The organism is Stenotrophomonas sp. SrG (genome assembly GCF_050031795.1).
GTDB classification, from domain to species: Bacteria; Pseudomonadota; Gammaproteobacteria; order Xanthomonadales; family Xanthomonadaceae; genus Stenotrophomonas; species Stenotrophomonas rhizophila_A.
Map to the genome: position 1 here is coordinate 1 of NZ_JBNBBE010000753.1, position 246 is coordinate 246.

Annotated in this window: 1 pseudogene; it reads left to right on the forward strand. The window is 68.3% G+C overall.

From position 1 onward, the window contains the following. Positions 1–246 (forward strand): annotated as a pseudogene (locus tag ACQG3P_RS21580) (EcsC family protein); the annotation flags it as partial.

The following is a 246-nucleotide window of genomic DNA, read 5'->3' on the forward strand; positions in this document are numbered from 1 at the left end:
ACGCCAGCGAGCCCGGCTACTACATCACCCGTGGTTACACCGCCGAAGTGATGCGCCACCTGTCGGCCGAACTGGCCGGCGCGGCAGTCGGCGGCGGTGGCGTGATGCTCGGCCTGACCCCGAAGGAAGCCGGCAAGTGGCTGGCCAAGATCGTTGAAAAGGTCGCCGCCCGCATTGGCGTGGTGGTCACCGAGAAGTTCGCCGCCCAAGCGGTGCCGATCATCGGCGCCGTAGCCGGTGCCACCA